The organism is Pedobacter polaris (genome assembly GCF_005116505.1).
GTDB lineage: Bacteria > Bacteroidota > Bacteroidia > Sphingobacteriales > Sphingobacteriaceae > Pedobacter > Pedobacter polaris.
The window spans coordinates 1,077,678-1,103,673 of sequence record NZ_SWBR01000001.1 but is presented as its reverse complement, the minus strand read 5'-3'; the positions used below and the strand labels follow the sequence as shown (position 1 = coordinate 1,103,673).

Annotated in this window: 22 protein-coding genes; 13 read left to right on the top strand and 9 right to left on the bottom strand. The window is 34.6% G+C overall.

The genetic code is table 11. The features are described 5' to 3' along the window. Positions 1-216: 216 nt before the first annotated feature. Positions 217-2,514, bottom strand: coding sequence for a TonB-dependent receptor (locus FA048_RS04890; protein ID WP_136839081.1), 2,298 nt, complete (start codon positions 2,512-2,514; stop codon positions 217-219). Between the two features lie 196 nt (positions 2,515-2,710). Further along, positions 2,711-3,046 carry a hypothetical protein gene (locus FA048_RS04885; RefSeq protein WP_136839080.1) on the bottom strand — a complete coding sequence of 112 codons (336 nt, stop codon included), beginning with the start codon at positions 3,044-3,046 and terminating at the stop codon, positions 2,711-2,713. A 65-nt stretch (positions 3,047-3,111) separates the two neighbouring features. Between FA048_RS04885 and hutU the strand changes: the two genes are divergently transcribed. After that, a complete protein-coding gene (hutU, locus tag FA048_RS04880; RefSeq protein ID WP_136839079.1) occupies positions 3,112-4,779 on the top strand; it encodes a urocanate hydratase in 1,668 nt (555 codons plus the stop codon). Between the two features lie 77 nt (positions 4,780-4,856). Next, positions 4,857-5,225 carry a fluoride efflux transporter CrcB gene (crcB, locus tag FA048_RS04875; protein ID WP_136839078.1) on the top strand — a complete coding sequence of 123 codons (369 nt, stop codon included), beginning with the start codon at positions 4,857-4,859 and terminating at the stop codon, positions 5,223-5,225. A gap of 1 nt (position 5,226) precedes the next feature. Here the strand turns inward: crcB and FA048_RS04870 are convergent, their stop codons facing one another. Next, the gene (locus FA048_RS04870; protein ID WP_136839077.1) at positions 5,227-6,639 is read right to left on the bottom strand and encodes an FAD-binding oxidoreductase; all 1,413 of its coding nucleotides are present in this window, start codon (positions 6,637-6,639) and stop codon (positions 5,227-5,229) included. A gap of 129 nt (positions 6,640-6,768) precedes the next feature. Between FA048_RS04870 and FA048_RS04865 the strand changes: the two genes are divergently transcribed. From FA048_RS04865 to FA048_RS04855, 3 genes are read left to right on the top strand one after another with little or no spacing between them, the layout of a single operon-like run. After that, positions 6,769-7,422, top strand: coding sequence for a TetR family transcriptional regulator C-terminal domain-containing protein (locus FA048_RS04865; protein ID WP_136839076.1), 654 nt, complete (start codon positions 6,769-6,771; stop codon positions 7,420-7,422). Between the two features lie 6 nt (positions 7,423-7,428). Next, on the top strand, positions 7,429-8,736 hold the full coding sequence (locus FA048_RS04860; protein ID WP_136839075.1) for an ABC1 kinase family protein: 1,308 nt from the start codon (positions 7,429-7,431) through the stop codon (positions 8,734-8,736). Positions 8,737-8,784: 48 nt separating this feature from the next. Further along, the gene (locus FA048_RS04855) at positions 8,785-10,233 is read left to right on the top strand and encodes an SDR family oxidoreductase (RefSeq protein WP_136839074.1); all 1,449 of its coding nucleotides are present in this window, start codon (positions 8,785-8,787) and stop codon (positions 10,231-10,233) included. A gap of 66 nt (positions 10,234-10,299) precedes the next feature. Here the strand turns inward: FA048_RS04855 and FA048_RS04850 are convergent, their stop codons facing one another. Next, positions 10,300-13,080, bottom strand: coding sequence for an outer membrane beta-barrel protein (locus FA048_RS04850; protein ID WP_136839073.1), 2,781 nt, complete (start codon positions 13,078-13,080; stop codon positions 10,300-10,302). Between the two features lie 250 nt (positions 13,081-13,330). Beyond that, entirely contained in the window at positions 13,331-13,930 is a 600-nt protein-coding gene (locus FA048_RS04845) for a hypothetical protein (protein WP_136839072.1), read from the bottom strand. Positions 13,931-14,076: 146 nt separating this feature from the next. On the opposite strand from FA048_RS04845, the gene FA048_RS04840 reads away from it, so the two are divergent. The 4 genes from FA048_RS04840 to FA048_RS04825 all read left to right on the top strand — a co-directional run bounded on the left by FA048_RS04840 (position 14,077) and on the right by FA048_RS04825 (position 19,777). Then, entirely contained in the window at positions 14,077-16,476 is a 2,400-nt protein-coding gene (locus FA048_RS04840) for a PIG-L family deacetylase (RefSeq protein WP_136839071.1), read from the top strand. A 129-nt stretch (positions 16,477-16,605) separates the two neighbouring features. Then, complete coding sequence (locus FA048_RS04835; RefSeq protein WP_136839070.1) at positions 16,606-18,315, top strand: sodium:solute symporter; 1,710 nt, start codon at positions 16,606-16,608, stop codon at positions 18,313-18,315. A 121-nt stretch (positions 18,316-18,436) separates the two neighbouring features. Then, a complete protein-coding gene (locus FA048_RS04830) occupies positions 18,437-19,090 on the top strand; it encodes a hypothetical protein (protein WP_136839069.1) in 654 nt (217 codons plus the stop codon). A gap of 366 nt (positions 19,091-19,456) precedes the next feature. Next, entirely contained in the window at positions 19,457-19,777 is a 321-nt protein-coding gene (locus tag FA048_RS04825) for a hypothetical protein (RefSeq protein WP_136839068.1), read from the top strand. Between the two features lie 152 nt (positions 19,778-19,929). Here FA048_RS04825 and FA048_RS04820 read toward each other — a convergent pair whose 3' ends face one another. Beyond that, positions 19,930-20,775 (bottom strand): DUF2911 domain-containing protein, encoded by an 846-nt coding sequence (locus FA048_RS04820; RefSeq protein WP_136839067.1) that lies wholly within the window; start codon positions 20,773-20,775, stop codon positions 19,930-19,932. A 162-nt stretch (positions 20,776-20,937) separates the two neighbouring features. Between FA048_RS04820 and FA048_RS04815 the strand changes: the two genes are divergently transcribed. Together FA048_RS04815 and FA048_RS04810 are read left to right on the top strand one after the other, a co-directional pair. Then, entirely contained in the window at positions 20,938-21,456 is a 519-nt protein-coding gene (locus tag FA048_RS04815) for a DUF2911 domain-containing protein (protein WP_136839066.1), read from the top strand. Between the two features lie 55 nt (positions 21,457-21,511). Beyond that, positions 21,512-22,336 carry an NAD(P)H-binding protein gene (locus FA048_RS04810; RefSeq protein ID WP_136839065.1) on the top strand — a complete coding sequence of 275 codons (825 nt, stop codon included), beginning with the start codon at positions 21,512-21,514 and terminating at the stop codon, positions 22,334-22,336. Between the two features lie 78 nt (positions 22,337-22,414). On the opposite strand, the gene FA048_RS04805 is transcribed toward FA048_RS04810, so the two are convergent. The 3 genes from FA048_RS04805 to FA048_RS04795 form a co-directional block, all read right to left on the bottom strand. After that, a complete protein-coding gene (locus FA048_RS04805) occupies positions 22,415-22,861 on the bottom strand; it encodes a KTSC domain-containing protein (protein ID WP_136839064.1) in 447 nt (148 codons plus the stop codon). Positions 22,862-22,999: 138 nt separating this feature from the next. Continuing rightward, positions 23,000-24,310: a DUF3887 domain-containing protein gene (locus FA048_RS04800; protein WP_136839063.1), complete on the bottom strand. Its 1,311-nt coding sequence runs from the start codon at positions 24,308-24,310 to the stop codon at positions 23,000-23,002. Between the two features lie 132 nt (positions 24,311-24,442). Further along, positions 24,443-24,859, bottom strand: coding sequence for an OsmC family protein (locus tag FA048_RS04795; protein WP_136839062.1), 417 nt, complete (start codon positions 24,857-24,859; stop codon positions 24,443-24,445). A gap of 144 nt (positions 24,860-25,003) precedes the next feature. Between FA048_RS04795 and FA048_RS04790 the strand changes: the two genes are divergently transcribed. Both FA048_RS04790 and FA048_RS04785 read left to right on the top strand, forming a co-directional pair. Next, a complete protein-coding gene (locus FA048_RS04790; protein ID WP_136839061.1) occupies positions 25,004-25,396 on the top strand; it encodes a response regulator transcription factor in 393 nt (130 codons plus the stop codon). Positions 25,397-25,444: 48 nt separating this feature from the next. Then, positions 25,445-25,909: a nuclear transport factor 2 family protein gene (locus FA048_RS04785; protein WP_136839060.1), complete on the top strand. Its 465-nt coding sequence runs from the start codon at positions 25,445-25,447 to the stop codon at positions 25,907-25,909. Positions 25,910-25,996: the final 87 nt, after the last annotated feature.

Here is a 25,996-nt window from a genome sequence, read left to right as displayed (position 1 = left end):
CCTTCGACTACGCTCAGGGTGACAATAACATAATAAAGCCACAGATTTGCAGATTTAAATCTGTTAATCTGTGGCTAATAATTTGGTATTTCGGTCGGTGAGGACACCAACCGATGGATTAAAAGAATTCTGAATAGAGATTCTTCGCGATGCTCAGAATGACAAACTTTCTAAACCAATGAACAATTGAACTAATGAACTATTCTAACCAATACCCTACAAAATCGGAACACTAATTCCAAAAGTTACATTCCTCCCTTGGTTATAAATTCCAGCTGGTTTATATCTGCTTTGATGGTTAAAATACAGTTTGTTTCCTAAATTTTGACCGGTTAACCATACATTGATTTTGCCATTTTTAACCTTTAACGAAGTGCCAATACCCGCATCTAACAAAGTATAACCATCTGTCTCTGTTTCAAAGCTATCAAAGCGATTTTGCTTAAAGACATTTGTTAAACCAACTTTAATGAAACTATCTTTTAGTCCTTTAATTGTTGGTTCAAAGCGCAATTCATTATTTAAACTAGCTGCAGGAATAAATGGTAATGCTGAATTATCTGCAAGATTTTTTCCTCTTACATATGCAAAAGTATTTTCGAAGTGTAGTGCCTTAATAAAGTGGAAGTCAATCGAGGCTTCACCTCCTAACAATTCGGCATCAGTTTGTACAAAACGATAAACAGGTAAAATGCTAACTGTACCATCTTCCTCATCATAAGGTATGGTTTCATTGTTAAAGTTACCTGGATAGATATAATTGTAAATACGATTGCTATAAGCATTCAACCCTAGGGTTACTTTCTCTGCATTGTATTCTAATCCTAAATCGAACTGTAAACTAGTTTCTTTTTTCAAGTTACTGTTTCCCATCTCATATCTAAAAGTTCCTTCATGTTTACCATTTGCTCCTAGTTCCGCTATGTTAGGCGCTCTAAAACCAGAACCTACATTTCCTTTTAAATTCAGGTTTTTTGCAAGCTCGAAAGCAAATCCAAATGAGCCAGAAATATTAGAGAAGTTATTGTTAAATGCCGAGAACACTTGGCTTCCATTCTCAAATAAGTCAGAACCATCTATGTTCTTATAATCGTATCTAATACCCGCATTTAAAGCTCCGTTTTTAAAATTACGTTTCAAATAAGCGAAAGCTCCAATATTATCACTTGTATAATCAGGAATTAAAAACTCATCTCCAGCATTAACATTCGTTTGATGCATTCCCTGCACACCGATTGTAGGCTCCCAAACTCCACCATTAGCAAAAGAATATTTTACATCGTAGGTATAAGAATTTAAGCCTAAATGTAAGCCTGGTTCATCTTTGCTTTCTTCAAATTCTTTACGAATATTGCGCTGAAAAGCTAAAGTAGTTTTCAATTGTCCGCCCCCTAAAAGAATATTGCTATTTAAAGCTGCACGGTAATGATTAATATTCTGAAAAGGAAGATTTAACTTTCTTTGTCTAGCATCACTATTTGAAATTACGTTTCCATCTTCATCTAGGTAGTCTCCATTGTTGTCTGGACCCTCTTCTACTAAACCTACGTTAGTATTAAAACGAGATAGGTTTAAATGTGCATATCCCCAAGTTTTGTTTAAGCCAAGCATTCCACTAAAATTAGTTTCATTGAAACCAGAGTTTGGAACAGCTTTACCTTTATAGCCAAAGCCATAAGCATTTTTATAAGACGCTCTACCGCGGTAAACAAAACCATCAGTATTGCCTTGCAACATTAATGAAGATGCTGTTAATCCATTATTTGAGCTGTAGCCAGTTGTAAAGCTCCCATTAAAATCTCCTGCAGCAGGCACAAGATCATCAATTATGTTAATTACACCACCCAAGGCATCAGAACCATAAAGCAAACTTGCCGGACCTTTTAAAATCTCAATTCTATTGGCAGCAAATTGATCTACTTCCACTCCATGTTCATCGCCCCATTGTTGCGCTTCTTCCCTAGCTCCATCTACAATAGTTAATACTCTATTGTAGCCTAATCCTCTAATGGATGGTTTTGAGATTGCGCCTCCGGTAGTTACCTGAGAAATTCCAGGAACTTTTGCTATCGCATCTATAATGTTTGTTCCTGCAGATTGGGCCAATTTCTCGCGGTTTACCGAAACCACGGCTAAACTATTTGTTTTGTTATTTGAACTATAAGGTGTTCCAGTAATTACAACTTCAGCACTTTCAATAACTGATTGCTGTAATGCAAAACTTATATTTTGAGCTGCGGCCAAATCAACTATTTGAGATGTTGTTTTATAACCAACATATCTCACTTCAACTAAAAATTTACCTTTAGCAGCAATATTTGTAAATGTAAATTCACCATTTGCATTTGTAGTTGTTGTGGCTTTTAAATCAGATATGTAAACTGTAGCACCAGAAAGTGGCTCGTTAGTAGTAGCATCGGTAACTTTCCCTTTAAAGTCTGCCATAGTGCCAGCAAAAGTAGGAACAGTTAAAAAAGTAATCAGTACAACTAATATTAGGTGTATCTTCTTCATAATAATATATTTTAATGATAACAGAAGTAACTAAATGCCATTCCGTTATCGAACGATTAGATAATAAAATTGTAGTGTTCGTCATGCTGACTTATTTCATCATCTTTCATGAGATGAACGTCTAGCTCAGACCCTGAAATAAATTTACTCCGTAGCTTTCCGCTTCGCTACAGGTCAGGGTGACGTAAAAGAGATGTTATGAAAAAACTGGGGGACCTCTAAGTGAAGTAGAAATCAGCTCTGCATAAGAACTGGTTACTATTGGTTCGTTTACAAACATCAACTTACTGTTTAAATAAGTGATGAAAGTAGCTTTGTTTATAGTGTAGTTTTTTTCGAAATGAGCTTTACAAATTAAACAAGTTTCTTGTTCTGTTTTAAGATGAAGTTTATGTGTACAATGTTTCTCTACAATAGATACCTCTATTTCTTCATGATGATGTATCGCATTCCAAGGAGTAATTGCAAGCGCAAACACCCATAGCATTGCAATGGTTAAAATTTGCTGAATATGTAAATGTCTCTTTTTCAATTTCTGTGACAAACCTAAACAAATAACAATAATTTTCTACATTTGACATGTAACATTGCCTTGATATGACTACAAATATAAATGAAGGTTTAAACCTAAAAGTAAGGAATACACCAACTGGAAATACTTTAACCTGCAAGGGCTGGGTGCAGGAAGCAGCGCTTAGGATGTTATTAAACAACTTAGATCCAGATGTTGCTGAGCGACCAGAAGATTTAATTGTTTATGGAGGGCGGGGTAAAGCAGCCCGAAATAAGGAGGCTTTAATGCTAATCATTAAAGCATTGCAAAATCTAGAGGAAGATGAAACTCTACTTATCCAATCTGGAAAACCCGTGGGTGTTTTGCCAACTCATAAAGATGCTCCTAGAGTTTTAATTTCTAATTCGCAATTAGTTCCAAAATGGGCAACACAACAACATTTTGATGAGTTAGAAGATAAAGGATTGATGATGTACGGCCAAATGACTGCTGGCTCTTGGATTTATATTGGTTCACAAGGAATTGTACAAGGCACTTATGAAACTTATTCTGCACTTGCTAAGAAACATTTCCAGAGTAATTTAAAAGGAACATTAAACGTTACCGCTGGTTTGGGGGGTATGGGTGGTGCACAGCCTTTAGCTATTACCATGAATCAAGGGGTTTGCCTAGCAGCTGACGTGGAAGAATGGCGCATCAAAAAACGCTTAGAAACTAAATATATTGATGAAATTGCCTACAATATTGATGAAGCGATAGATAAAGCCTTACAATACAAAAAAGAAAATAAAGCAATTTCAATTGGTGTAGTTTGTAACGCTGTAGATCTTTTACAAAGATTGATTGATAGAAATATTGTTCCGGATACATTAACAGATCAAACTTCTGCTCACGATCCATTAATTGGTTATTTCCCAGAGGGATTAACTGTAGCACAAGCAAATGTATTGCGGACAGAAAATCCTGAAGAATATACCAAACGTTCCTACGCCACAATGGCAAAACATGTGATGCAAATGTTAGAATTGCAAAAACGAGGGTCAATTACATTCGACTACGGTAATAATTTACGCGGGAGAGCTTTAGAAGCTGGTGTAAAAAATGCTTTCGATTTCCCTGGATTTGTGCCTGCTTACATTCGCCCCTTATTTTGCGAAGGTAAAGGACCGTTCAGATGGGCAGCATTAAGTGGAGACCCTCAAGATATTTATGAAACTGATCAATTGATTTTAGAACTTTTTCCTGAAAATGAAAGCCTACGTCAATGGATTACCATGGCACAAGAGCGAATTGCTTTTCAAGGTTTACCAGCAAGAATCTGCTGGCTGGGACAAGGGGAAAGAGAAAAAGCAGGGTTAGCATTTAACAAATTAGTAGCTGATGGAAAAGTAAAAGCACCGCTTGTAATTGGTAGAGACCATTTAGATACTGGTTCTGTAGCTTCTCCAAATCGCGAAACTGAGGCAATGCTAGATGGTTCTGATGCAGTAGCAGACTGGCCCATCTTAAATGCCTTGATTAATACTGCAGGTGGCGCAAGCTGGGTTTCGCTACATCATGGTGGCGGTGTTGGCATAGGCTATTCTATACATGCCGGAATGGTGATTGTTGCTGATGGCACAGATGATGCTGCTATTCGCATTAAGCGAGTATTACACAATGATCCGGCCATGGGAGTTATTCGGCACGCAGATGCGGGTTATGACATTGCAAAAGATACATTGAGAAAACATAGATTGGGGTTAAAATAAACTGTCATCCTGAGCGTAGTCGAAGGATATTTGAAAAGTCTTCGACAAGCTCAGACTGACAGTAATTATATAAAGTTATGATTAAACAACTTTTTCTTGTCGGTTTAGGTGGTGGAATTGGAAGTATCTTTCGATACTTAACCTCTGTGCTTACCGCAAAGTATTATGCAAACGCATTTCCATTGGCAACTTTCATCACTAATATTTTGGGTTGTTTTATCATTGGCTTATTGATTGGTTATTTTGCGAATACAAATACTGACAGTAATTTAAAGCTCTTATTTATCACTGGCTTTTGTGGAGGCTATACAACTTTCTCCACCTTCGCAGCCGAAAACATTTCTTTATTACAGAGCAATAACTACATCACGCTAATTACCTATACTTTGGCAAGTGTGCTTATTGGTTTTTTAGCGGTTGCGTTAGGATTGATGATTACAAAGTAGGCTATTGTTGATAATAAGCATCAAATAGCTTATTTCTAAATTTATAATGTGGATCATATTTCTTTTTCAATTTGAAAAATTCTTCAGCATTAGGATATGCTTTTAAAAATTGTTCTTTTGTAGCGTGAATTTGATAAGGTAAATAATAAGATCCATTCTGTGATAATGAGGCATTTATTAATTGTTGAGTCCATTTTTTTACCTTTTTCTTATCCTTATCAGTTACTCCCTGTTTATAATAAATTACAAATGCAAAAACTTCAGTTCTAGCCCAAGCTAATTTTGAGCCAGGGTCTTGCTTCGCGTGCCTAATAGAAATATTCATTACGTTAACCTTATTTTCTTTTAAGATTTTTGTCATTTTAGGATAGAAGGAATTGAACTGATCTACTGGCACAAAATATTCTTGCAGTACATAAGTTGAAGTTTTTCTTGAACTAGGTTCGAGTTCCTTAATGTCATAAGTCGCCTCATAATTACGCCATTCTACAGGATTACCCTGATAGTAAATGGGGTTAAGTATTGTTTTTCTAATCCACTTGCCTAAAGACGAGCTAGACACTGTTTTAATTGCAAAACGATTGAGTGCAAAATTTCCATCATTCGGTTTTAATCTATTTTTTATCGTCAATTCCTTGTTGGTTTTACTATAGGAAATCGCCCTTATTTCATCATAGGAATTTGGATAAATGTCTGCATTATGAAAAACAATCTTGCCATTATTTCTAATTGTTGACGTGAAATATTTGTAATAATCTTTTATATCCATCACTGTATCACTCCTTTCTACCTTGCAATTATCAGTTAATGATAGTGTCACTTCTGCAATTACTCCGATTCCACCATATCCACCAATTGCAGCATAAAAAATATCTTGGTTTTCAGTTGCACTTGCCATTACAAAATCACCATTTGCCAAAATTATTTTTATGCGCTTAACTGATAAAATAATTGGTCCTTGTCCCACATATCTTCCATGCACATTTACACTTAACGAGCCCCCAACTGTAAAATTCGCATAGGTTTGCATAATTTTAACAGAGAGGTTATGTTTATCAATAAACTGAATTAATTCCCTCCATCTAATGCCCGCTTGTACAGTAATTTCTTCTTGTGCTTTAGAAAAGCTAATGATGCCATTAAACTTTCGCATGTCAATTTGAATTGCATTTTCAGTAGCTATTTGTCCACCCATGCTAAATCTGCCACCACCTATAGAAATCGGTCCATTGTGAGATTTAATTGCATTAATGATTTCAAAAGAGGTTTTAGGAGTAATAATACCTTTAACTTTTATTGGGTTAAGTTGGGTGATATCATTTATAACGTTCTTCTCTTGTTTAGCATTATCAATTGAACAAGAAAAAAGAAGCAATAAAAAATAACATATTCCTAACTGACCATACTTTTGCATACCCCAATATCAATAAATTTCTGGAATTATGCTTTGCATTTTATTGCAAATTCGTGATAAAACTTGTCTTAAATTTGAGTGGTTACATAAACCAAAACAACATTTTTTACGTTTTTAAATAAAAAGAAAATGGCAACTGCAGCACAAATTAAAAAGGGTTACCTCGATTATGTTTTAACACATGATGAGCAACCTAAATCAGTTTACAGTTTTGTTAAAAAATTAAAAATAACAGAAGCTGATTTTTATGCTTTTTATGCATCTTTCGAGAGCATAGAAAAGAACATTTGGTTTGAGCTAACCATAGAAACCATTGACGAAATTCAGAAGCAAGAACCTTGGGAGCAATATTCTTCAAGAGAGAAAATGTTGTCATTTTTTTATAGCTATGTAGAGTTGCTAAAAAGCCAAAGGAGTTTCGTGATCTACAGTTTAAAAAAACACGGCAAAAGATTATCAACTCCTGAAGTTTTATCGGGCGCTAAACCAATATTTTTAAACTTTGCAGAGCAAATTATTAATGAAGGTCTAGAAAGTGGCGAGCTAGCCGACCGCAAATTCCTTAGCAAACGGTATAAAGATGCACTTTGGGTTCAATATGCTTTCATCTTAAATTTTTGGGTGGATGATGACAGTAATGGATTTGAAAAAACTGATGAAGCCATAGAAAAAGGGATTCAAGTTACATTTGATTTATTTCAACGTTCTCCAATAGACAACCTTTTCGAATATGGAAAGTTTCTTACACAAAACGGAAAGTTGAAAGAAAAGATGGGATTTTAAGAGGGGATGAAAGCACAAGAAACCATGCCTACCACTAAGGTAGAACGTTCTGCAAAATTTGTAAAAACAGGTTTTCAGATTGGCGGAAATTACATTAAACATTATTCTAAAAAACTATTCAATCCAGAACTTAGTCGTGATGAGTTGAATGAAGATAATGCATCAGATATTTACAATTCTTTAAGCGAATTGAAAGGTTCTGCGCTAAAAATTGCGCAAATGCTTAGTATGGATAAAAATATCCTACCAAGGGCTTATGTAGATAAATTTACGCAATCGCAATACAATGCCCCTCCCTTATCTGGACCTCTTATTGTAAGAACCTTTACCAAGAGTTTCGGTAAAACACCAGAAAAAATATTCGACAAGTTTAACATCAAATCTACTCACGCGGCTTCAATTGGTCAAGTTCATGAAGCTGAATTAGACGGCAAAAAGCTAGCTGTTAAAATTCAGTATCCGGGAGTTGGAGATAGCATTTCATCAGATTTAAAAATGGTGAAACCTATTGCTTTTCGTTTGTTGGGTATGAGCGAAAAGGAATTGAGCATTTATATGAAAGAGGTAGAAGAACGTTTGTTGGAAGAAACTGATTATGAACGTGAAGTACGTAGCTCTATTGAATTTGCAGAAGCTTGTAAGAATTTAGAAAATGTTGTTTTTCCTGGTTATTATCCTGCACTTTCAAGCAGTAGGATCATTACAATGGATTGGATTGAAGGACAACATTTAAAAGAATTTCTAAAGAGTAATCCTTCTCAGGAGCTAAAAAACAAAATAGGACAGGCTTTATGGGATTTCTATAATTTTCAGCAACACGAGTTAAGAAAAGTACATGCAGACCCTCATCCTGGAAACTTCTTAATTACCAAAGATGAAAAGCTTGGAGCAATAGATTTTGGCTGCATTAAAGAGATGCCTGATGACTTTTATGAACCATTTTTCTCTCTAACCTCAACAGATTTATTTAATAACAAAGAAGAAACCATCAAAGCTTTTAGAAAGCTACAAATGATTTTGCCAAATGATACTTCTGCACAAATAGAATTCTATTATAAAGCTTATAAAGAAATGATTTCTCTATTTGCTAAACCTTATGTTACCGATACATTTGATTTTAGCCAAGAGCAGTTTTTTGAAGATTTATATACCTATGGCGAAAAGGTTGCTAAAATGCCAGAGTTTAAACAAGCACGTGGGGTTAAACATTTTATTTATATTAATCGCACCAATTTTGGTCTATACAACATTTTACATGAATTAAAGGCTACTGTAAGAACAGATACTTTTAAACCTCATGTAAAAAGGAACTAACAAATCGTTTAGATTGGTTGTTACGTAAGTAGTCATTCATTCGCAATCATGAAAATTTTACTTACAGGTGCCAATGGTTACATTGGTACCCGCTTACTTCCACTTTTATTAGCACAAGGCCATGAAGTAGTTTGCATGGTTCGTGATCCACGAAGGTTTGCCCTAGAAAGTGATTTTGGCGATAAAGTTCAAATTGTTACTGGCGATTTACTCAAACCAGATATTTTAAAAAACATTCCAACAAACATTGATGCAACTTATTACCTGGTACATTCAATGTCTGGTAGTGATGGTGATTTTGCAGATCTAGAACTAAAATCTGCTCAAAATTTTGTGCAGCAGATTAAACAAACCAATTGCAAACAGCTTATTTATTTAACTGGAATTGTTAATGGCGATGAGCTCTCTAAACATTTAAGCTCTCGTTTGGCGGTTGAGGATGAATTGAAAAATTCTGGTTTGGCTTACACTATCCTGCGAGCAGCAATTATTATAGGTTCCGGCTCTGCATCTTTCGAAATTATTAGAGATCTAACAGAAAAACTTCCGGTTATGGTTGCTCCAAAATGGGTTAGCACAAAATGCCAACCTATCGCCATTAGAGATGTACTTGAATATTTATGTGAGGTTTTGGGCAATGAAAAAGCTTACCAACAAGTTTTTGATATTGGCGGACCAGATATTTTAACCTACAAACAAATGCTTTTGCAATATGCAGAATCTAGAGGTTTAAAAAGATGGATTGTTACCGTTCCGGTTCTAACGCCAAAGCTTTCTTCATTGTGGCTAAATTTAGTTACCGCCGTTCCTTATTCTTTGGCTAGGAGCTTAGTAGATAGTATGAAAGTTGAAGTGATCTGTAAAAATGACAACATTAAAAAAGTGGTTCCGAAACCTTGCCTTACTTACAAAGAAGCTTTAAAACTTGCGTTCGAAAAGATTGAGCAAAACTCCATTGTGAGTAGCTGGAAAGATGCATTAAACAGGGGCTACTTAGAAACTTCTTTTATGGATCAGGTTAAGGTACCACAAAACGGGACTGTAGAATATAAAGTGAAGATGCTTTTTGAACGCAAAGCAGAAGAAGTTTTTGATAACATTTGGGGTATTGGTGGCACCAGAGGTTGGTATTATTTAGATTGGCTTTGGAGCTTACGTGGTTTTTTAGATAAGATGTTTGGTGGCGTAGGCACTAGACGAGGAAGAACAAGTAATACAAGTTTACAAGCCGGAGATGTACTAGATTTTTGGCGGGTTTTACTGGCGGATAAAGAGCATAAACGCTTACTACTTTATGCAGAAATGAAAGTACCCGGCGAAGCTTGGCTTGAGCTAAAAGTAGTGCAATTTCATGGCAAATCTTACCTTTCTCAAATTGCAACTTTTAGGCCTCATGGTTTATGGGGCAGACTTTATTGGTATGCCATGTACCCTTTTCATTTGGTTTTATTTAAAGGAATGGCCAAACAGATTGCTACTTATAAACCTAAGGCGTAAATTTTTTACCACATAGATACATAGTCTTACTTATTTTCTATGTACCTATGTGGTAATCGAGTGCAATTAAAACCTAAACATTGTATCCTTGCCACCTACTTTGCCACCAAAATTTTGGATATTATAAGTGAGTGTAAATAGTCCGTGCCTACCGATGTTATTTACCCTTAAATCTCTTGCCGTATTTTCAGTAATGTAAACGTAACGCCTATTATTGGTGTTCAAGATATCATTGAAACTAGCCTTTAGCTGTAACCTATCATTTTTCATAAATAAAAACGTAACTGCTGCATTCCAAAAGCTAATGGTATTATTTTGCCCATTAAGTGTTTGTGTATTGTACTGCAAGCGATAGTTGGTTTCCCAAACCACTTTTTTAGGCAAACGAATAATCATTTCTGTATCGCTACTGTGATTGTAATAGTCTAGGTTTTTAAAGAAATCGTTTTCGTATTGACTTTTGTTAAAGCCAAAGCTATAGGTTTCTCCAAACTCAAATTTATCGTTTAAATTAATTCTTCCTCCGAGTCTCGGACCTCCATTGATAATTTGACTATTACTTTTATTTCCATTTACGATAACATAACTTCTATTATAATTACCCCAATACCCGGTGCTAATGGTAAATTGCCTTTTAACGCCTTTAAAATCTTTGGAAATATTACCATTGCTATGGAATTGCCAGATACCATTTTGATTAACGGGAGTAGAGGTTTGTACACCCCCATCGCCAATTACCCTCGCCATAATTACACCGTCATTTTGTACACTACCACCTAAATACAAATTGTAACTTAATGTTTTCTGTGTATCATATTTATACAAATTCATGTTTACTTGGTGAGTTTTAGATGGTCTTAAGTTAGGGTTCCCGTTCTGAATGAAAAACTGATTGGTATTATTGGCTACTGGCTGCAGGTATCTTACATCAGCTTCTCTAAATGAGGGAGAATAATTAAAGCTTAAATTTTTATACTTGATGGTGAGTTGGGGTGCAAAAAAATTGAAATGCTGCTCGAAGCTTGTGTTATTTGCAAACTCATTTTTTAAATCGATTGTGTTAAAAACAAAACCTGGTTGGATGTTTAAATCCTTGGTTACCTTCCATCGTAGACTGATCCTGTTGTTTGTTTTATAACCACTTTGAACTACAGTTTCACTACGATCTGGCACTGCAATATCATACTGTTGATTATTAGGATTCTTAATAAAAGTAGCTAATGCATTTTCGTTGTCAATATAATTGGCATTACTAGCTATGCTTAATGTTAAAGCTTTACTTATTGGTTCGCTATAATTACCATTTAGGTTAAGGTTGAAGTTAGAAATATTGTTATCTCTCCATTGATCTAAATAAACACTCGGATTTTGCGGGTCATAAAAGTTACTTTGGTTAATGTTATAGTTGTCCATTAGATTTTCTCGCCTAGATATATTCATAGTCAAGTTTAAAGACCTGCCTGTTTTTTTAAAGTCTTTCCATAAACTTGTGCTTAGATTGATATCATTTGTTCTTCCTTTTGATCTAGACGCATTGTTACCGTCGCTTTCTAACTGCAAGTTGTTGTTAAAAGTAGTTGTTTTTAAAGTGCCATTGATATTTGTAATACCTATGGAAACATTAGGCTCTATGGTTAATTTCGTTAAACTATCAAGTTGCGCTTCTATCCTACCGCCAAAATTATGGCTATAGGCCCTATTGGTCTCTAATGAGTTTGTATTGATAAACAATCGCCTATTGCCCAACGTTTGGTCTACGTCTGTTTGTTGATTGGTAAAATTATCACTATAACCTAGAAAATATTTCCCATTAACCTTTAATCCCTTTTTTGTGATGGTGTTAAAATTGGCCCCTCCACCAGCTGACTTTTGAACACCTCCATTCATAGAACCACCAAAAGAAATTCCGTTGAGGCTAAAAGCTCCATCGGAGTTGATTGAGGTAGAATTAACACCTGATCTTGAAAATCCGCCGATGCGCATCACATCTGATATACTAAAACCTGGCTTGTTGGCATTGTTACTATATCCTAAAATACTTACCTGTGTAGTGTCTCTAAAAAAATTCATGATCCCACCTGCTTCATATAATTCTTTTGGCCCGCCACCAGCATAGAACTTTCCAAAAGCACCACTTTTAATTGCTTTTTTTAGTTTAAGATTAATAATTTGTGGAACGTTGCCCGCTACAATATCGGGATCTCTTCGTTTTGCTTCTGGGTCGTCACTCAATTGTACTTTATCAATAATATTGGCTGGAAGGTTTTTTGTAGCAATTTGTTGATCTCCACCAAAAAACTCTTTGCCATCTACTAATATTTTACTCACAGATTTTCCATTAACCATGATTGCTCCATTGGCGTCAATAGCTACACCTGGTAGCTTTTTCAATAAATCTTCAACAACAGCACTAGGCAGTGTTTTAAAAGATTCTGCATTAAATTCTATGGTATCTTTTCTAACAATAACTGGTGGTCTTTCAGACATAATAACCACTTCATTCAAGTTATTTCTTTTCTCTGACAACAGCAGATTCCCAACATTTAGGTTTGGTTCTGTTGCGGTTATTACGACTTCTTTGCGCAACACATTGTACATCCAAGCATTAATTACTAAACGATATTTTACGCCCAACTCTAAGTTGTTTATCTTAAAAACACCTTTATCATCAGATAATTTATAGGTAGTTAAAACTGTATCTGTTCCTTTAAAAATAGAGATAGTTGCATAATTTAAAGTGGTTTTATGGTTCGTACTATCAACTAATGTTCCGGTTATGCTACCCTTTTGGGCATACAAAATGGTTGATAAAAAAATTAAAGTAAGGGCAAGTAAGTTTCTCTTCATAAAATTTGTTTGTTTGGTTCTTGCTACAGAGACGTAGCATTATTTAAAATGTTGCATCATCGGTATAACAATAATTAAATACGAACACTTTCGTACATACGAAACTACGAAATATTTCGTAAAAACAAATTCTCCAGTAGAATTTTAAAAAAAAATTAGCACAAACAAAATTATCAGCCTTGTTAAACGGAAATTACAGACATGCAATGATTTTGATAACAAATTTTAAATCTGTATTCATTGCAAAAATTTACAACAAAATTTTACTACTCACTTCTTTATCAATGGTTATATAGCCAGGATATTTTACCAAGCCGCTTCCAACCATAATAGATGGACGAATTTTTAAAGTAACCATTCCTTTCTTTTCAGACCCGGTGTTTGCAGCCTTTACAAAATCTGTAATGTCTGATAGCATTGATCCATCGGCCAAAAACTTGTAAATATTAGCATTTAGTTGAACAGGGACTTTCACAGTTTGGCCAGCATCTATACTTACTCTTTGATCAACTGTACCATTTGCAATTTCTTGTTTATTGATTAAAATGATGTAATCAAAATTATTTATGGCTGCTAAAGTTGTAGACGGATTGCTAATTTCTAAGTTTAAGTTCGCTTTTAATGGAATATCTTTTCTTAAATAACCTAAAGCTAATGATGGAATACTGGTAAGATCTATTGAATTTCCATTAATTAATTTTTGGACATTAGTGCCTGCAATAGTAATATTAGTTGCATTTAAAAGCTTGTAATCGCACTTTTCTAAAGCTTTAATCTGTTGCGCTTGTTTATTTACACTGCATGCGGATAATCCTACAATTAGCAGAAAACCTAAAAATATTCTATTCATCACTTTATAACGATTAATTAAACACAAAGGTATAATCAACTATGGTACCAAAACTATTAAATGTAAGTCAAATTGTTACGCAACTACAATTACATCACCATTGGTTCTATTATATTATTAATTAATTTAGTGACTTAAATTCTTGTATGAAACGGCTATTTTACCTCACTCTCTTTTTATTTTCTCCTTGTTTGTTAAATGCGCAAATGCAACAAATGAATGCTGCAGATATTGCATTAGGTATAGCAAAATTAAATGTAAAAGGAAGTGTGCTTTATATTGCAGCACATCCTGATGATGAAAACACTCGCCTATTGGCTTACTTGGCAAAAGAAGTAAAAGTTAGAGCTGGGTACTTATCTCTAACCAGGGGTGATGGCGGCCAGAATTTAATAGGTAATGAACAAGCAGAGCTATTAGGTTTAATTAGAACTCAGGAATTACTAGCCGCAAGAAAAGTTGATGGGGCTGAACAGTTTTTTACACGAGCAAATGATTTTGGCTTCTCAAAAACAGCAGATGAAAGTTTTAAAATTTGGGGCAAAGAACAAATCTTAGCAGATGTAGTTTGGGTTATACGAAAGTTTAGGCCAGATGTAATAATTACTCGTTTTCCTGAAGATTCAAGAGCGGGTCACGGGCATCACGCAGGTTCGGCAATTTTAGCCAGAGAAGCATTTGTAGCGGCTGCAGATGCTAAACGTTTTCCAGAGCAGTTGAAATATGTTAAAGTTTGGCAAGCAAAACGAATACTTTGGAACACTTTTAATTTCGGAGGTAATAATACTACTGCCCCTGATCAACTTAAATTAGATGTTGGTTTATACAATCCATTAGTAGGAAAAAGCTATGGCGAAATTGCTGCCATTAGCAGAACAAACCATAAAAGCCAAGGCTTTGGTTCAACCTTACAAAGAGGAGAATCTATTGAATTTTTTAGTAGCGTTGGTGGAGAGCCTGCCAAAACTTCTATTTTTGATGGTGTTAAAACAACTATTGACAATAAAAACGTTCAATCCATTCTATCAGAAATTCAAAGCAATTTTAAAGTTAATGAACCTTGGTTGTCATTACCAAGCCTTTTGAAATTAAAAACAGCAACAAAGGAGATTGATTTCGACCATCAATTGGTAGATGATTTAATTTTAGCTTGTGCAGGTATTTGGACAGAAGTGAGCACACCAGAAAATGTTTATGCTGTAGGAGATTCTATTCCAGTTAGAATACAAGCAATAGCTAGATCAAAAACATCAATTTCTTTAACCACTCCAACCAAAACCGTGGTTCTTGAGCCCAATAAATTAACAAATACAGATTTTAAGGTTTCTTCAACTCAAACTTCGCAACCGTATTGGCTTCAGAAAAATCACCCAATTGGGCAATATATAATAGAAAATCAGGAAGAAGTTGGCAATCCAGAAAATCCCAAACGTTTATCTGTTAAATTACTCTTAAATTTTGGCAGTCAGAATATTGAGTTGAATAGTCCTGTAGTTTTTAAATCAACAGACCCAATTCGTGGTGAGCGTTACCAACCTTTAATTATAGCGCCAACTGTAACAGCAACGCTAAGTGAAAAAGCTTATGTTTTTAATGGTAATTCTACCAAAACAATATCAATTCAATTAAAGAGTTTTCGCAATAACAGCCCCGGTTTTGTAACCCCTCAATTACCAAAGGGATGGAAGAGTAATCCAGAAAAAATAGATTTCAGTTTAGCTAGAAAAGGTGATGAGCAAAATATTAGTTTTAGCATTACTCCTGGAAATGAAGTAAGCAGTGGCAGCATCACGCTTCAAGTTAACATCAACGGAAAGGTAGATGATAAAGGTTTAAAAACCATCAGCTATGAGCATATCCCTACCATAACTATCTTTCCTCAGGCAACCGCCAGATTAGAGAAAATTGACCTGAAAACAGTAGGTAAAAACATTGCTTATATTGAGGGTGCTGGCGATTTGGTTGCTGCTGCTTTAAAGGAAATGGGCTATCAGGTTACCCATTTAAATGCAGTACAGGCGCTTAATAATGACTTATCAACTTATGATGCCATTGTTGTTGGTGTTCGCTTTTACAATATTACAGATGAAGCTAGAATTATCCAACCTAAGTTATTAGCATATGTTGAAAATGGCGGAACATTATTAATTCAGTACAATGTAAATAACGGGCTAAAGACAACTAATATTGGCCCCTATCCGTTTAAACTAGCCAACAAAAGGGTAACCGAAGAGGATGCGAAAATTAACTTCATTACTCCAGCGCATGCTGCATTAAACTACCCAAATAAAATTACAACTAAAGATTTTGAAGGTTGGATTCAAGAAAGGGGATTATACTTTGCAACAGATATAGACCCAAAATATACAACCATTTTAAGTATGAATGATACTGGAGAACCTGCGAGTGATGGTGCTTTACTCGTTGCTGACTATGGCAAAGGAAAATTCGTTTATACTTCTCTAGTTTTCTTTAGAGAATTGCCTGCTGGTGTTCCAGGAGCTTACCGTTTATTCGCAAATTTACTTGCTCCAAAACAACCATAAAATGAAAGAAAAGCAACATGAGAAAGACCTTCCACCGTTTGTAAAAACCTGGAAACAGTTTTATTTTCTGCTAATGGCTTGGCTTGTTTTACTTATTCTAATGTTTTACGCTTTTACAAAATATTTCGAATGAGCTATATAGACTGGGCAGTTTTAATGACAACACTACTAGCTATCGTTGGTTATGGTGTTTATAAAAGCCGAGGTGCACAGAGCATGCAGGCTTATTTGTTGGCCAATCAAAGTTTGCCTTGGTATACAGTTTGCCTGTCTGTAATGGCTACACAAGCAAGCGCAATTACCTTTCTTTCTGCACCAGGCTTAGCCTACACTTCGGGAATGAGCTTTGTACAATTCTATTTTGGTTTGCCATTGGCGATGATTGTGCTTTGCATTGCATTTGTACCAATCTTTCACCGCCTTAAAGTTTATACTGCTTATGAATATTTAGAGCAACGTTTCGATTTAAATACAAGAGCCTTAACCGCGTTTTTGTTTTTAATCCAAAGGGGATTATCAACAGGAATTACAATTTATGCCCCATCTATAATTTTATCTACCATATTAGACATAGACACCACGTTTACCACTTTGTTTATTGGCGGATTGGTGATTTTCTATACTGTTTATGGAGGTACAAAAGCCGTCTCTTATACACAGCTTTTACAAATGAGTATTATTTTCTGTGGTATGTTTGCTGCAGGAGTAATGGTTGTTCATCTCTTACCAGGAAGTGTAGGTTTCGAAAAGGCCGTCAGCATTGCCGGGAAAATGGGAAGAACAAATGCGATAGATTTTAACTTCGACTGGAAAAATCCCTACAACATTTGGAGTGGAATTATTGGTGGTTTCTTTTTACAACTCTCCTATTTCGGTACAGATCAAAGTCAAGTTGGACGTTACTTAAGTGGGGCTTCTGTAGGTCAAAGTAGATTAGCTCTATTGATGAATGGTTTGGTTAAAATTCCAATGCAATTTTTAATTCTATTAATCGGTGTATTGGTCTTTACCTTTTATCAGTATAATAAAGCACCCTTATTTTTTAATAGCTATGAATTAAATAAACTAGAGGAAAGTAAGTATAAAGCAGAGCTGGATAAAATTAAAATTAATTACAACCAAGCTTTCGAAAGCAAAAAGAAAGAAGTAGAGAAATTAGATCAAGCATTAGATGCAAATGAACCAACAGCAATAAATCAACAAAGAATTGCGGTTAAAAAAGCGGATGAAGAAACTAAAACGATTCGCAAAGAACTAACCGACCTCATGATCAAAAATGATGAGAAAGCGAATATAAATGATAACAACTACATTTTTTTAAGCTTTGTTACACAATACCTACCAAAGGGATTAATTGGATTATTAATCGCTATAATCTTTTTAGCTTCTATGGGTTCTACAGCGAGCGCATTAAACTCATTGGCTTCTACAAGTGTGGTAGATATTTATAAGCGCTTAATTAATAAAAATGCAAGTGATAGTGAGTATGTAAAAGCCTCTCGATGGTCTACCATTATATGGGGTATTGTTTGTATAGTGATGGCATTGTTTGCTAGCAAAATTGGCAATTTGCTCGAAGCAGTAAACATTTTAGGATCATTTATTTACGGTACAATCTTGGGCGTTTTCATCGTCGCTTTTTACCTTAAATCTGTAAAGGGGAAAGCAGTTTTCTATGGCGCCCTATTAGCTGAAGTTATTGTTTGTATTTGTGGTTATAGTGAAGTAGTGGCTTATTTATGGCTTAATGTAATTGGCTGTTTATTGGTTGTAATTTTTGCATTAATCATACAAAGTTTGATGGGAAATAAAGCCGCTGATTCGCAGATTAAATTTTAGCGTAAAATGTTAGATTTTTAGTTAAGATGCAATTAAAAATCCTTTCAATTAACTTTAAAGCATTATTCATTCTAAATAACTTGAGTGTATTTAGGAGTTGTACGCAAGCAAATCTAACATTATGAGACAAAACTTACTTTTACTGACAATCATTGGAATACTACTTTCTTGTAATCAAGCTGACAAGAAAACGGCTGGTCAGGAAATAACAACCGTAGCCCAACTGAATGACACTATAGCAACTAATTCCGAACAACAAATAATAATCGCAGAACTAAAACGACTTCAAGCAGTTTTCTCTACTAATGACAAAGAAAAAGTGGCTGATATTTTCAGTTTCCCAATTTCTAACGAAAAATTAGGTATATATATTGACAATGACAACTTCAATGAACAATTGGCAAAAAATAACAACAGAGTAACAAGAAGTATGTTCATCAGTTTTTATCAAGACATTTCAGAGAGTTTGCAGATTGACCAATTAAACCAACTGTTTAAAAAGTTGCATGTAGAGAACCTTATAACGAAGGAGAGCTTAGAACATAAAGCAATTATCAAAACAGAACCTTGCTATCATTTTTATGGTGTGAAAGTTGAAAATAAACTTGTGACTCTTACCTTAGGAACAAACTCAAACAAAGGCTTCAAAGGCAAAACAGTTTCAGAAGACGAGATATCAGAAAATGACAGTTCAATTTGTGAATATGTAATTTGGTGGGTGTTTAAATTTGACGGAAAACAATTGCAATTAAAAGAAATTTCAGCTGCAGGGTAAAATTGACAACAAAGTGCTATTTAAGATGTTCTGAAAGGCATCTCGAATAAAAGATTTTACGGATTTGAAATCCGTTTCTATCAATAGTTCGAGATGCGCTGTGCTAAAAATCTCGAACAGCTGTGTGATTATTTTCGCTTATATAATTCCATTGATTAGATTTACAAAATGATTTACAAAATCTCTACGAAAGGCAAAATGTTTAGCCTTAAATGGGTTATATTATTATCATTTCTTCTAATTCCTGTTTTATTTAAGGTACTATTTATGGAATCGCCACAAGGAGGGGTATCAGCCTTGGTCTTCATTTTTTTTTGGCTCTTATTTTGTTTTCCGCATCTAAACTTGTTTTTACAGTACCGAAAGGTGACCAATTATCAAAGCATAGAGATTGACTATCACCAAAAAACTATCTCAATCTCAAAAGATGGTAAACTGCTCAAAAAAAAATTCTCGGATATCAAAAGACTTGCCTTGTATAAGGCCAAAGCCCCTTTTTTTTCAGGATCATGGTGGCTTACCATTTGTAATGAATTCTATTATTATAAAATTGATTTTGATGAAGAATCGTACTACTTGACCAGCATATTATTTCCAACTCCTTCATTAAATGGAGAAAAACATTTTTACGAATCATACATGGAAGTTACAACTGCCTATGCCAATATAAAGAAGACAATCAAATAGATTTGAACTTAACTTACCTGTTGCCATTCTCGAAATGCACCCACTAACATCTCGAACAGAAATTTGTGGGAATGAAGCGGAGTAAACAAAAAACCGCCCCAACAAAAGTTGAAGCGGTTATATAATTTGACTTGGGAATACTGACTCAAGACTTATTTCTTAGCCTCTGCTAATAATTGGGTATTTAGCCTGATATATTCATCATTTTTCATTGTAGTAGCTAACTCGATACCAGCTTTTGCACTTTCTGCTGCACCAACTTTATCGCCAGACTTTAGCTGCATTTTTCCTAACCATAACTTAGTCCATGGCATTTTTGGTTCTGCTTTATCAGCTTCTACCATCCAACCTAAAGCAGTTTTTAAATCTTTACCGTTGGTAAAATAATAAATAGCCGATTGCATATATGGTTTTTTCTCACCCTTCATTGCTTCAGCAATATTAGCCATTGCTTTGGTATCAACATCAGTTGTTAAGTTTACAGTAACCGCTGTGTTTTCCCAAGCTAAATGTAATTGTGCTTTACTTTCTGTTACGTTTACAAATTGCATCGTAAATGTTTCTGTTACGTCTTTTGTCGCCTTTGGCTTAACTTTTACACGCAAAACATCATCGTTTTGGTTGTAGGTATAAGCACCCCATTGTTTTGCATTTTTACTGAAAATGATCGTCCATTCCTTTGCGTTAGGGATAGAAAACAAACCATATTCGCCAGCTGGCAAATCTTGTCCTTCAATTTTAACAGGTTCGGTAAAAGTGATCATTGTAGTCGCGTTTGCTCCTGTTCTCCAAACTTTGTCCATAGGCTCCATTCCGCCAAACATTTTACGGCCTTTTACATTGGGTCTAGCATACACCAAAGTTATTTTCCCTAATCCAAATTCTTGGATAATTGTTTGCGTGCTACTTGGCGCAGGCAACTTTAATTGTGCACTTAAGCTATTATTTATGCCTAAAGCAATTAATAGCAAGAGCACTGTTTTTGTTGTAAATTTCATTTTGTTTTGATTTAAGTTTTGCGCTTAAATTTACAATAATAAAATTTTAAACTTTATTCAAATCGCTAACTGAATGTAAAGAAACATTAGCACATTGAAATTTGTTAAGCTAAAACCTTAGATTAGTGGAAATCAGATCTGTTAACCAAAAATTAAATGATAATGAAAAAGACAATCAAATCAATAGCTACTTTCTTATTTGTAGCTACAATTTCGGCAAATGCATTTGCACAAGAAACAAAGGCACCAGCAAGTCCACCTGCAACCGCGACAGGAAAAATTGGAGCGGCAAACGTTACAATTAATTATAGTAGCCCAGGCGTAAAAGGTCGTACCATTTGGGGTGGATTAGAAAAGTATGATAAAGTTTGGCGTGCGGGCGCAAATAAAACTACTACTTTCGAAACAGATAAAGACATCACCGTTCAGGGTAAAAAATTGCCAGCTGGAAAATATAATTTCTTCCTAATCCCTAAAGAAAGTGGTACTTGGACAGCTATTTTTAACAAAGAAGTAGCAAATACAAACCCTTTCAATTACAAGGAAGCTGAAGATCAATTGAGAGTTGACGTTAAAATAAAAGCGTTAAAAGAAATTCAAGAAAGATTGGTTTACAAAATTGACAATAAAGGTTTTGCCTTAGAATGGGAAAAAGTTTCAGTTCCTTTAGCTGTTAAATAAATTTTAAAAACATTAATAGGCCTCGGGGTTAAACTCTTCGAGGCTTTTTCATTTTATGGCAACTAAAAAAATCAGTATTTTAGGATGTGGATGGTTCGGTTTAGCAATGGCTAAAGCACTTAGTGCTGATGGATATGAAATAAAAGGCTCTACCACAACTGAAGAAAAGCTTGAAACCCTAAGTAAGTTCAATATCGAACCGTACTTAATTAATTTTGATAGTGACCATACCAATTATGATGAAAATTTCTTTAATTGTGATGTTTTAATCGTCAGTATACCACCTAAAAGGAATGCGCAAGCTGATTATCCAATCAAAATTAAAAACATCTCATTAGCAGCTGAAAAGGCTAAGATTAAGCAGATTATTTTTATTGGTTCTACTGGTATTTACCAAAATGGAAATTTTATTGTTAACGAAACAAATGAACCCGAACCCAATACAGTTGCTGGGCAAGTTTTATCTGCAGCCGAAGAAGTTTTAAAACAAAATCCGGCTTTCACAACAACTATCATCCGCTTTGCAGGATTAATTGGCCCAGAACGAAATTTAGCTAAGCATTTTGCGGGAAAAAGTGGAATAGCCAATGGTTTGGCACCAATCAATTTGATACATTTAGATGATTGCATCGGTATTACAAAAGCAATTATTGAGCAAAAAGCTTTCGGCAATATTTACCATGGTGTAACACCTCATCATCCTTCTAGAAAAGATTTTTACACCAGCGCTTGTTTAACTAGTGGTTTAGAAAAACCAACATTTATTGATGAACTTTTAGATTGGAAACAGGTAGAAAGTAAAAATGTACCTGAAGTTTTAAATTACCAATTTAAAATAGAGAATTGGATGGAATATGCTGAGAGCATGATAAAACATTAAGGAATTAAGAAAATCTTAACTCCTTAATGTTAAATATTAGGATAGCTCAATAAGCATTGAACCAATAATTATTTAAGTTTACGCTGTAGCTAATTTTGCTACGTTACGATAAGGGAATGCATTGAAGATATGTCTTCTTGCAAACCTACCTGGAGAATCGGCATTTACCAATTTGATGTACATTGCTCTAGGCACATCAAAATATTCATAGGCGCTACCATCAAAAAAATCAATGCGTAGAATAGCGTCTTTAAACTGAAAATCTTGGATGTTAGATAATGTTGTAGTTTGAATATATTCATCTTTTGCATGCTCCAAAGTTTCTGGTGCAATGCTCAATAAAAAGTTATAAGCTTCAATAATTTCTTTACTTTTTTCTTCAGCTTCAACATGCTTTTCTGCATCAGCACTAAACTTATCAGGGTGCCAATCTTTCATCAAACCTCTGTAAATACTCTTAATTTCCTTTAGCTCTGTTGCTTTAGTAACACCTAATGTTTTTCTGTAATCTCCAACTTTCTTCATAACCTTTTTTATATGTTATTGTTTATGAAACGGTTGCAAAATTTAAAACCAAGTAACAGGGAAACAAATATTTTTTTGCAAAGGTACAATTTAAAAACGAAAATTATAAGATAGCCCTAATTATTAAAAAATTGGGCCTTACTTTGCGAGTATAAAAGCTGCAATATCTTTTACCACCTGTTCAGAAACATTTACCATAACTTGGTATTGAGCAGTAGTTCCTTTTTCCAATTGAGGACTTAATAAATGATTAATCTCTGGATAAAATTTTAACGTCACACCTGTTTTACCCGCTAATGCTGCCTTCCAAAGATTAAAGTCTACTTCAGAAACCTGATAGTCATTTCCACCTTGTGCAATAAAAATCTTTTTTAAAGAGGCTTTTGCTGCTGCAACCTGGTTATAAGCATTTAGATCGATCCAATAAGATGCTGGTAAGCCTAAGATTATCGAGTCTGGTTTAATTGTGGTTCTTAATTTAGAAATCCTGGTAACCTCTACGGCTTTAATGGCATCTGCTAGAAGTTTTTTTGTCGCCGCAGTAGTGTCTTTTGCTTGAGCAACAGCATATTTATTTTGATCAATAATAATGTCTGTTAATTTTCTTGCTGGCGCAGCTGCTAAAATCATCCCTTTTAAATCTGGTACTAAGGTCGCTATACGCGGAGCAAGCATTCCCCCTAAACTATGGCCAAGGATATAAACATTCTTTACATCGGCTCCTTTAACAGTTTTGGCTAATGCAATAGCTGCAACTGCATCATCCAATACCTCTTCCTTAACTGTAAAAGCCTTATTAAATTCTGCCGGATAAATAACTGTTCTTTTTACATAACGCACCGAGCCAATACCTTTTGAAGCTAGACCAGTAGCAATGTCTTTTAATGGTTTATTTGGCCCAACAGTGCCATCCATATCTGCAGGACCAGAACCATGAACTAAAACAACTATCGGAAAATTTGTTATATTTTTTGGCGTTGTAATTATAGCCGCTAATTGATGATTAGACGACTGTAGATATACCGATTTTTCTGTATATAAAGCTGTATCAACGTAAAATGGTTTTGTATATGCTATCGCTTTTGGAGGCATATAAAGCCCAACCAGTTTTTCGCTCTTATTAAACATCAAAACAAAATTCTGAATGTCTCTTTCAAATTTCCCTTCAATTGTAACAGCAAAAAACTCACCTTGAACTCTACTTTGCAATACATCAATAGTTTCTACATTACCTAATCTTGCTTTGATTGTAGTCCACAGTTTTTTGAGATTTTCTGGAGTAATTTTAGCTTGCTCACTTTCTGCAAAATATAGGTGAGCAGTATCATATTTGTTGGTCTCTAGCAAGTTAAAGAACTCATTTGCCTTACCAAATAAACTAATTACATTTTGAGAGAATGAAACGGTACTTATCAATATTAGAGCGACTAATAAAATGGTTTTCTTCATAAAATTTAGGTTATTCCACAAAATGTGGGACTCAAAGTTAATGATAAATAAATTGCTTAATTGTTAAAAACTGTGAAATAAAAAAGCCATTTCAATTGCTAGAAATGGCTTAAAATAATTTAACAATACTGATTATAATAATTCCGCTTCGATTGTTATATTGGTATTTAACAATTTAGAAATCGGACAATTTGCTTTTGCATCCGCTACTAACTCATCGAATTTTTCTTTAGACAAACCTTCTGCTTTTACTTTCACTTCTAAATGAACACCAACAATTTCGCCTTTTTCAGGATTAAGATCTACAATTGCTTTTGTTGTCATTTCTTCTGGAGTAATATTTTCAGCAGAAATATTAAAGCTTAACTTCATAGTAAAGCACCCAGAATGGGCCGCCGCTACCAATTCTTCGGGGTTTGTACCTACACCCTCTTCAAAGCGGCTTTTGAAAGAATATTGTGTGTCTTTTAGTGTGCCACTCTGCGTGGTCAATGTTCCTTTTCCATCTTTTCCGGTGCCATTCCAAACGGCTGTAGCATTTCTTTTCATATTAATTTAATTTAAATAGTTAACCATAAAATGGTATGATTAATTTCCATATCTTAACATAAATTTACGGCTAATTTTCTAGAAATATTTAGTTAAATGTCATGGCAATAAATATATTTGCAGTACCATATAAATATTAACGCTTTGGCAAAAAACTCCAAAATTTACAGGAACATTTTAGTGATTGAAGACAATCATGCCATCTTAGATGTAATCACTCTAATTTTGCAGAGCGAAGCCTACAAAGTAGCTGGGTTAAATAAAAGTGAAAATATGATGGAGCATATTCAATCTTTTAATCCTGACTTGATGATTTTAGATATCATGCTGCCAGATGGCGATGGGAGAGATTTATTGACTCAAATACGCACCAATCCTAAAACAGCCAAAATTCCGGTTTTAATGATTTCTGCAAAGTATACAGCAGAAACTATTCAGCATGGAACACATAGACCAAACGGGTTTTTAGCAAAACCTTTTGACATTGATGATCTACTCGATAAAATAGAAGGTATATTAGCGGGTAAAACTTACTAATATTCATACTAGTTAACTGCTGTTAACAACAATCTAATTCTTATCCAGATGAATACTAACGAACAATTGATTCAACATTTTTATACCTGTTTTAAAAACAAGGATTATAAAGGAATGCAAGCTTGTTATGCTGATGATGCGACTTTTAGCGATGCTGTATTTAAAAATTTAAGTGCTGCCCAAGTAAAAGCAATGTGGGAAATGCTAATTGCAAAAGGAAAGGATATGAGGATAGAATTTAGCAACATTTCTGCAGATGAGCACACTGGTAGGGCACACTGGGATGCCTATTATACTTTTTCATCAACAGGAAAAAAAGTAATCAATAAAATTGATGCTAGTTTTGAGTTTAAGAATGGAAAAATTATCAAACATATTGACGATTTCAACTTTTATACCTGGGCGAAACAAGCTTTAGGTACTACTGGTATATTGTTAGGCTGGACAGGCTTTTTGAGAAATAAAATTCAAGCTACAGCTATAGGAAATCTGGAGAAATTTATGAAAAAGTAAGTTAAAATAATGGTGTCAACCTGAGTGTAGTCGAGTGACTTTCTAACTTATGTAACAAATGAGATTCCTACAAAGTCGAATGGCTAG

Excerpts from the sequence above, each read along its gene's own strand:
- FA048_RS04890 (WP_136839081.1), bottom strand. The coding sequence starts at position 2,514 with ATGAAGAAGATACACCTAATATTAGTTGTACTGATTACTTTTTTAACT.
- hutU (WP_136839079.1), top strand. The coding sequence starts at position 3,112 with ATGACTACAAATATAAATGAAGGTTTAAACCTAAAAGTAAGGAATACA.
- crcB (WP_136839078.1), top strand. The coding sequence starts at position 4,857 with ATGATTAAACAACTTTTTCTTGTCGGTTTAGGTGGTGGAATTGGAAGT.
- FA048_RS04870 (WP_136839077.1), bottom strand. The coding sequence starts at position 6,639 with ATGCAAAAGTATGGTCAGTTAGGAATATGTTATTTTTTATTGCTTCTT.
- FA048_RS04865 (WP_136839076.1), top strand. The coding sequence starts at position 6,769 with ATGGCAACTGCAGCACAAATTAAAAAGGGTTACCTCGATTATGTTTTA.
- FA048_RS04860 (WP_136839075.1), top strand. The coding sequence starts at position 7,429 with ATGAAAGCACAAGAAACCATGCCTACCACTAAGGTAGAACGTTCTGCA.
- FA048_RS04855 (WP_136839074.1), top strand. The coding sequence starts at position 8,785 with ATGAAAATTTTACTTACAGGTGCCAATGGTTACATTGGTACCCGCTTA.
- FA048_RS04850 (WP_136839073.1), bottom strand. The coding sequence starts at position 13,080 with ATGAAGAGAAACTTACTTGCCCTTACTTTAATTTTTTTATCAACCATT.
- FA048_RS04845 (WP_136839072.1), bottom strand. The coding sequence starts at position 13,930 with ATGAATAGAATATTTTTAGGTTTTCTGCTAATTGTAGGATTATCCGCA.
- FA048_RS04840 (WP_136839071.1), top strand. The coding sequence starts at position 14,077 with ATGAAACGGCTATTTTACCTCACTCTCTTTTTATTTTCTCCTTGTTTG.
- FA048_RS04835 (WP_136839070.1), top strand. The coding sequence starts at position 16,606 with ATGAGCTATATAGACTGGGCAGTTTTAATGACAACACTACTAGCTATC.
- FA048_RS04830 (WP_136839069.1), top strand. The coding sequence starts at position 18,437 with ATGAGACAAAACTTACTTTTACTGACAATCATTGGAATACTACTTTCT.
- FA048_RS04820 (WP_136839067.1), bottom strand. The coding sequence starts at position 20,775 with ATGAAATTTACAACAAAAACAGTGCTCTTGCTATTAATTGCTTTAGGC.
- FA048_RS04815 (WP_136839066.1), top strand. The coding sequence starts at position 20,938 with ATGAAAAAGACAATCAAATCAATAGCTACTTTCTTATTTGTAGCTACA.
- FA048_RS04810 (WP_136839065.1), top strand. The coding sequence starts at position 21,512 with ATGGCAACTAAAAAAATCAGTATTTTAGGATGTGGATGGTTCGGTTTA.
- FA048_RS04805 (WP_136839064.1), bottom strand. The coding sequence starts at position 22,861 with ATGAAGAAAGTTGGAGATTACAGAAAAACATTAGGTGTTACTAAAGCA.
- FA048_RS04800 (WP_136839063.1), bottom strand. The coding sequence starts at position 24,310 with ATGAAGAAAACCATTTTATTAGTCGCTCTAATATTGATAAGTACCGTT.
- FA048_RS04795 (WP_136839062.1), bottom strand. The coding sequence starts at position 24,859 with ATGAAAAGAAATGCTACAGCCGTTTGGAATGGCACCGGAAAAGATGGA.
- FA048_RS04785 (WP_136839060.1), top strand. The coding sequence starts at position 25,445 with ATGAATACTAACGAACAATTGATTCAACATTTTTATACCTGTTTTAAA.